This window comes from Dellaglioa sp. CoH-57-MRSF-17, assembly GCF_056782015.1.
The window spans coordinates 1-7509 of sequence record NZ_JBXAXY010000011.1 but is presented as its reverse complement, the minus strand read 5'-3'; the positions used below and the strand labels follow the sequence as shown (position 1 = coordinate 7509).

Below are 7509 nucleotides of genomic sequence, written 5' to 3'. Positions count from 1 at the left end.
TTTTGTTTTTTATCCTGTTTATTTCTAATAGCGTTAAATGTTCTTCTCAATGAAACTGTGATGTCATGTTGCAAATCTTCATAGTTATCTAAAAAGATAGTTGTTGGTTTTCCTGTTTGTTGAGTAATAAATGTTTCACTTGCTTTTTTAGCATTAAAAATAATCCCAATCATTTTTTCCATTTTCTTTGGATCATTTGCAGACCATAAACTGATTAACTTTATTGTTTCAGCTTCTAAAGGAATTTTACCTGCATTTCCGTTTGATACTAGAAATTCGCTTGCATTAGCTACAATGTCTTGATTTTGTTTTTGTAGAACATTTTGAGAGAAATTAATTGATGAAAAATCAAGCATGCTTGTATCTTTATTAGTATCTTTATTAGTATCTAAGTTAGTCTTATATAGATTGTGTCCGATTTCGTGATGTCCGCTTGTATCAAGGGTTTCAGCCATTTCTTGTCGGCGTCCGATTTCGTGATGTCCGCTTGTATCAAGGGTTTCAGCTGTTTTATTATTTTCTTGTCGGCGTCCGATTTCGTGATGTCCGCTTGTATCAAGGGTTTCAGCCGTTTTATTAGCAAAATCCCGTTTAATATACACGTCTTTTGCTGTAACTTCTAAATCATCAAGGTAAAGTCGATTGGGTAAATTTTTCTTTTTCTTGGGATCAAATCCTTGCTTGATTTGAAATAATAGTCCTGCTATATATGATCCATTATACCATTTAACAAAAAAACAGCCCCCATTATCCAACTAGTAGATAACGAGGGCTGTTTTAATAGTCTTTTCTAGGGGTCATTATATAATTATAGCCCCTAAACAAACATCTTTTGTAAAAAGCCTTTTTTCTGTTCTTTCAACAAATCTAACTTACGTTGATGAAGAGCGATAGTGTCGTCGAGTTGTTTGAAAAATGAACCAATTTTTTGCTGTTCTTCCTGACTAGGTTTATAGATTTCAAATTCTGAAAATTTAGAAATCCAATGACGTTCATGACTTTGAGGTACATATTTTATATTCTTCAACGTATTAAACATAAAATAGAAATTGTCAGAATTATCATTCAAACTAAGTAATTTCATTGCGGAACTCTTAATCTTAAAAGGGAAATCTACATAATGAGAACCAGTTGTAAAATCATCAAATATAATAACTGGATTCTCTACGGTAGCATTTTTAATCCCAGTAATCTCATCTGTATAGCCCAATAAGAAACTCTTACCTGCTGTTAAAACAGGTGTATTAAAAGTGTCATCATACTCTGTAGATTTAACAATATATTTTGTTGGTTGCTCATAGTTAAATATCTCCCCCAACTTACGCTGTTCCCAATCGTCAGCAAACCCCGCAAATCGCAATTCAGGAATTTTTTCTCCAGCTTTTGGAAACATTTTTTGCAAGTAGCCTTTTTTCTGTTCTTTCAACAAATCTAACTTACGTTGATGAAGAGCGATAGCGCAATCAAGTTGTTTGAAGAATGTCCCAATTTTTTGTTGTTCTTCTAATTTTGGATATAAAAGATTTACTTGTTTTAGATCAGAGTTATGCAGATGAACTACAGATTTTCCTTGAGCTCTCTTCGACATTTCTTGTCGTTGAGATCCATTAGAAATAGTTAAAGCTAAAAAAATAGAATCAATATAATTTACTGGTTTAATTATATTTAAATCTCCGCCTAAAATTAGACCTGATTTACCAACAACTGAAGCTCTAGAAATATCTTCTGAAGATTCTCCTGATGCAGGTACTATGACTTCAGATCCTTCACTAATTATTGAGTTATCTTTCTTATTTACAAATGTATCTACTTTCTCAATAACTGTTTCATATTTTGTATATAAGCGACCATATAAAATTATTGGATCTCCAAATTCGACTAAATCATTTTTTGTATATCCATTGCCTTTTGAAAAACTAGCTAATTCACCCAACTTACGCTCTTCCCAATCGTCAGCAAACCCCGCAAATCGCAATTCAGGAACTTTCTTTTTAACTGAATCATCTATTTTCGCCATAGTCCCCACCATTTTCTTGGTTTTTCTTGTTCTTCTATCCTTTTTTGATCTTTGATTTGTTCCTGCAAATTTTCCAACTTCTCTTTAAGAGCGTTCACTTCATCTTTATATTGATTGTCTAAGTGTTTGAATTGTGTTTCCTGTGAGGGCATTTTGAGAACTTTTAATCTGTCGTTTTTTGCTTTGTATTCTTCTAACAACTTTTTATCTTGTAAGGCTAATTGTTGTTGCTGGTCTAACAAATTTTGCGTTTGTTTTTGTGCTTCCACTAAACTTTTTATTTGTTCATCTTTATTGGTATTTTGAGATTCAAGATATTCAATTTGGTGTTTAAGACTGTTTAAATAGCTATTTAAAGTGCTGTTTAATTCAACGCCTTCAACACTTGTATTTCCTTTTATATTAGTGTTTTCTTGGTGTTTAACGGTATTTAACTTACTGTTTAAACTACTGTTTAATTCAATACCTATATTTTCTTTTATTTGTTTAACCGCTTCAGCGGTTAATAGCTTCATACTATTATTTCTAACTACATATTCGCTTGATATTTTAGAAACTTGATAATGAATTTTATTCTTGCTAACTCCTAACTCATCTGCAAGTTCTCGAATCGTTTTTAAATTGTCACTCATGATCTATATCCTGCCTTTTAACGATTGGTAGATACTGTTCAATCGATTTTTTAAGATACTTAGCAATATTCTTTTTCGAATAGTCATCTTGTTTGTCTCTGATATAGGCTAAGTGTTCTTTCACGCCCTTTAAACCACGTAATTCTTTTAATTCGTCATAAAGTGGATATACATTTTTCTGTAACCCTGACAAAATAGTCGTATCCGTTAAATCAATATATGACAATAAAAACTGCTCCATAAGTAACTTTGTATAGGGACTTTTTATTGCCTTAACAGTCAACATATCTTCTGTTTCTTCTTGACGAATCTTGCCCTCGATATAAACGGGATCATCCTGTTTATAACTACTATCAGCCGCAACTTGTTTTTTAGTAATGTGAAAGACAATGCTATCAATGCTGCGCCCTTTTTTAACTTTTTCGTACGTCACATTAAAAGTTGTATTATTTGTAATTTCTTCAATACCATTTTTTAAAATTCTTTTTTCAAAATTTCTAAAATCCAGATACTCATCTATCGTATCTGTCATTTCTCGTAAATCTCGGATACTAATTTCAGGATTACGATAACTATCAATTTGGTCTTGTCTCCGACCACCTTTAAAGCTGTAATGCTCGTACTGGTTGTAATTCATCGATAACCAACGGTATAGAATAATGGCATACTTGCTATTTAATTCTGCGATGTCTGACAAAGCATGTTGCGTAAAATTGTTTTTAAGATTGATTAAGTAAGGCATGATTTCACGATGAAATTCAATTTTTACTTCGTCACTATAATCCGTCCATTCCACATAAGGGATTGGCACAATACTAACAAACTTAAACCCTTTATCTTGTTCTTTTTTAATCTGAAAAAAAGCTTGTTTCTGCATTCTTTCAATCGCTTGTTTAAATCGGCTATGTTTATCGTTATCATTCACCTTAAAGAAAGCAAACATTTCTTGCTTTGATAAATAAACCGTTTGATCTTGAGGTGGGTTTTCTGTATCGATTAAAGAAACAGCTAATTCAAACATTTTAAGCGGCGTTTTATCCATTTTGGCAATGGATGTGATTAAGCTATTGTGTTCGACCACTTTTCTTTTTGATAATTCATTCAAGGTCTGCACCTGCCTTGTCTTTGATTCTGATATAATGGACATATAGATACACTCCTTTGGGCGTGTTGTTGGATATAAGCATAAAGAAAAACTTTTTGTCGGGAATTTCTTTATGCTTTTTATTATAGCATTTTACGTGTACATGAAAAAATAAAATGTACACGTATGCACAGTATTTTGTACACGTATGCACAGTATTTTGTACACGTATGCACAGTATTTTGTACACGTATTTAGCTTTGAAGCATTGCTAATGCTCACTTTATAACCACGCAAAAGAACAAAAGATTAAAATATAAAAGATAAACTTATAATAGGCTTCGCCTTTTTATTGAATTAATAAAAACAAAACAAAAAGAACACCGTTGTACATAATGTTTGTCCAGAGTGTTCTTTTTGTTTGGCATTATTTTAAATGATGGATTCCTGGTTATGTAACCTAATTGCCCCTTATTAAGCCAATAGCGACGTTTGAATCTATTTGATGATTATTTCTACGTCACATGGTTAAAAACGCTTAGACGAGCAAATAGGCCGTTATAACGTTAAAGACTTGGCCCTTTAAAAATATCACGCGTTAATTCAATGATTCGATTAATTAATGCTTTAACTTGTTCAATACCCCAATCTAATCTAGTTGGCGCTATTTTCGTATCTGGATCTGCTCTAGCTGTCGTCAGTGTCTTTAACCAGGTCTGGGCTACTTTTTTATTTTGAGTGAGTTCTTCATGATCCAGCTTATAAAGAACATACCGAGCCTCCACATCAGTATGCGATAGTTTGTCGACACCATAATCATTTTTAAGCATGTCACGCATCACATAGTCCATTTTTTGCTGTTCTCGCTGCCGCTTCTGAAACATTTGATGAGTTTCTTTCAGGTTTTGATAGTCAGCTTGGATGTCAGCTAATTGCGCGTTGACTTGGCCTAACGTTTGCTTGAGTTCTCGTGTCTCATGCTGGCTTTGCAAGGTGGCTTTCTTCATCGTGGCTAACACACTTTTAAAGCGATCTAAGTCATCTGGTTTAAGCACCGTCTTACCAAAGAGGTTTTTAGATAAGTCTTGTTTAAAGGCATCAATTTGTTTTTCGGCTAAGTCCAATTCCGTTAAGGCTTGATCCGTGATTTTAAGTACGGCCTGTTTCGCACGAATATTGTCTTCAATATCGGCTAGTTCAGTTTTTAAAGCGTTAAACTGATCGTTGTATTTTTTGATTTCAGCGACATTCTCAAACGGTAAGGTTTTGTTATTTAAAATCCCTTGTTCATAAAAGGGCAGCACTTTTTTTAAATGCTCATCTAAATCCTCATGAAAGCTTTGCAAATCATGGCGCGTGAGGACTTCTTTAGCGGATACTTTATCACGTGCTTTTTTATTATCAAAAACCACTGGGACAAAGGCATAGTGCAAGTGAGGGGTTGTCTCGTCATAATGTACGACAGCGGCCACGGCATTTTCTTGACCATAACGGTCATTCAGAAAATTAGTGGTTGCTTCAAAAAAGGCGCTCTGTTGCTCGTAGGACGCTTCTGTAAGTTCTTCAGGTAAAGTGACAATCCAAGTCGCTAACGCCTTCACATCGTCTCTTTTCATGCAATAAACGTCATTTAAACGCGCATTGAAGCGTGACAGCATATCAGAACCATCCGCCATCAGATCTTGATTTAGATAGGTTTTCGACACATCAATTTCTTTGTTAGTGTGATGGTCGGTTTTACGTTCAAAGTGAACCGCTAAACCTGGGACTGCGCCACGCGTATTTTTCTTTAAATGCGCCATCAAAAATGCCTCCTCAAAAAGGGTTTTCCAAGACCAGTATAACACCGTTAAAAATCTGGTATAGCCTGTTATACCAAAATAATATTTTGGACAGGCTCTGCGAGGCGCGTCATCGCCAAGCGATGACCGTAGCGTTTCCCCTTCTTACTGGGGAAACTGCTATTTTACAGCGCCACTTATCCGGCTTGTAAAACCTCTGGCGGGTCACGCCGTGACGGGGCAATTTATCATTGCAGGATCACTTTCAGTGAGAGCATGTCATGCAGAACGCTACCCGCGTGGGGCAAGCTGGTGTCAGCTTAACCCCATAAAAAAATAAGTTGAGATAGTATCTGTATCTCAACTTATTTTGAATGCTAATATAATTTCTCATCGTATTAAGTTATGACCAATATTTCCTGTAAGCAAACTACACGCGTTTTTTTGGTAACAATTTTAATAAATCTACACTGGTATGGATTGCTCAGAAGTCAATAAATTGGACTATTTTTATTTGCCACTTATTATTTTGATAAGTCTAACTATTGCTTTTGGCATCAAAAGTGTCTTAGCGATATTGGTACTAATTATTCTGTCACTTACATTAGCATTATTTATTGCAAAATAAAAAGCAAAGCTTTTATAAAAAAAGTCTTTACCTTTTATTTTTCCCAAGTCATACGATACTCTTTTGAATCAGTCTCAGTATCCATACCTACACTGTCTATGATAAAATCTTTATTCTCATAAAAATTAACGGCATTAATATTATCTACATAGACTGAAAGTGTTAATTTGTCGTTTATTTGTTTTAGGTAATTAATTAATCGGCTACCAACACCTTGCTTTCTGTAGTTCATGTCAACAAATAATCCAGCTATGTAACCATCTAATTCGCCTAAAAAACCGATAATTATTTCATTATTCCTATACACAAAAATATTTGCTTCAGGCAACATTTTTTTAATGTTCACAAATTGATTTTTCCAATACTGAGCGGGAATAAATGAATGTGCTTGTAAATTGCCATTCAACCAAATCTGTGCCAATTGTTCTAAATCCCTGTCTGAAAAACTGTTTAATTTTGTAATCATTGTAGCCCCCTTTTTCCTAAAACAAGTTTAATAAGAAATAGGAGAGGATTCAATTATCTAAAACTAGGAAATGATATTAATTAATCATATTCTTTTCCATTTATTGTTTCACATATTGTTTCTACACTTATTAGTTCCATTATTTCCACTCCTTATAATTTAAAAATATTCTAATTCTAACAATCGTTTATTTAAGTTACCTAGCGTTCCATATTTTCGTATTAACACTTTAGTTTCTTGTTCATTTTGAGCTTTACTTATCACTCTATTCTCGCTTTCTGCATTATCTAATTGTTGCTTTAAAAACTTTTTATTCATTTTTCTGTCCTTTCTTTTAAACACATTTTTTTTAGGTGTTGAGTGAGTGAAGCTGGATTGATGATTATTTTTAAGTTATTAAATTATGTACATAGATCACCCCCTTTTTTTATTTTGATAGTTCATTTTTTCCAGTGCGTTTTCGGTCGTTTGCTGTGATGAAAACAGATAAAAAACATAAAAAAAATACAAGGGCGAACTTGTGAGTTTATATACCCTTTTATTTTTGACTGTTTTTGATATGGTAAGTGACAGTAAACAGACGTATTACGCAGTGTAAAATGAGCTTTCTAAAAAAGGTAGTATGATACATAATTTAATTGTTTAACTTCAAAATAATCAGAAAAAAAGGACAAGATATTATCTTGTCCTTTGATTTTAATTGCCTTTAATAACGCTTCTAAGGCATTTTTAACATTTTACTAGTCTTTGTACTTTGTTGCTTTTAAAGTTTCTCTATGGCTCTTATATGAGCTAATTTAGCCATTTTAACTTAATGATTGCAAGTATTCGCTGTACCACACTTCAAAAGTATTTCTCATTGCGCCAAAAATGTAATTTTCAGGATTAACTTTTTGTTTTT

At 33.3% G+C, this 7509-nt stretch carries 8 protein-coding genes; all 8 read right to left on the bottom strand.

Annotation, left to right across the window (positions count from 1 at the left end; all coding sequences use genetic code 11):
- A partial coding sequence (locus tag AC1RPJ_RS07500; protein WP_481761984.1) for a plasmid replication initiation protein occupies nucleotides 1-755 on the bottom strand: 755 nt, incomplete at its 3' end.
- Nucleotides 756-817: 62 nt separating this feature from the next.
- Nucleotides 818-2017 (bottom strand): restriction endonuclease subunit S, encoded by a 1200-nt coding sequence (locus AC1RPJ_RS07495; RefSeq protein ID WP_224143287.1) that lies wholly within the window; start codon nucleotides 2015-2017, stop codon nucleotides 818-820.
- Nucleotides 2005-2649, bottom strand: a complete 645-nt coding sequence (locus AC1RPJ_RS07490) for a hypothetical protein (protein ID WP_481761985.1) — start codon at nucleotides 2647-2649, stop codon at nucleotides 2005-2007. Before AC1RPJ_RS07490 ends, AC1RPJ_RS07495 begins: the two co-directional genes overlap by 13 nt.
- A complete protein-coding gene (locus tag AC1RPJ_RS07485) occupies nucleotides 2642-3796 on the bottom strand; it encodes a RepB family plasmid replication initiator protein (RefSeq protein WP_481761986.1) in 1155 nt (384 codons plus the stop codon). Before AC1RPJ_RS07485 ends, AC1RPJ_RS07490 begins: the two co-directional genes overlap by 8 nt.
- Before the next feature lie 503 nt (nucleotides 3797-4299).
- Nucleotides 4300-5535 (bottom strand): MobV family relaxase, encoded by a 1236-nt coding sequence (gene mobV / locus AC1RPJ_RS07480; protein WP_481761987.1) that lies wholly within the window; start codon nucleotides 5533-5535, stop codon nucleotides 4300-4302.
- A gap of 489 nt (nucleotides 5536-6024) precedes the next feature.
- The gene (locus AC1RPJ_RS07475; RefSeq protein WP_013102110.1) at nucleotides 6025-6189 is read right to left on the bottom strand and encodes a hypothetical protein; all 165 of its coding nucleotides are present in this window, start codon (nucleotides 6187-6189) and stop codon (nucleotides 6025-6027) included.
- Entirely contained in the window at nucleotides 6177-6608 is a 432-nt protein-coding gene (locus AC1RPJ_RS07470; protein WP_220741389.1) for a GNAT family N-acetyltransferase, read from the bottom strand. The genes AC1RPJ_RS07475 and AC1RPJ_RS07470 overlap by 13 nt, the downstream gene beginning before the upstream one ends.
- A 159-nt stretch (nucleotides 6609-6767) precedes the next feature.
- Nucleotides 6768-6926, bottom strand: coding sequence for a hypothetical protein (locus AC1RPJ_RS07465; protein WP_185931198.1), 159 nt, complete (start codon nucleotides 6924-6926; stop codon nucleotides 6768-6770).
- Between the last annotated feature and the right edge of the window lie 583 nt (nucleotides 6927-7509).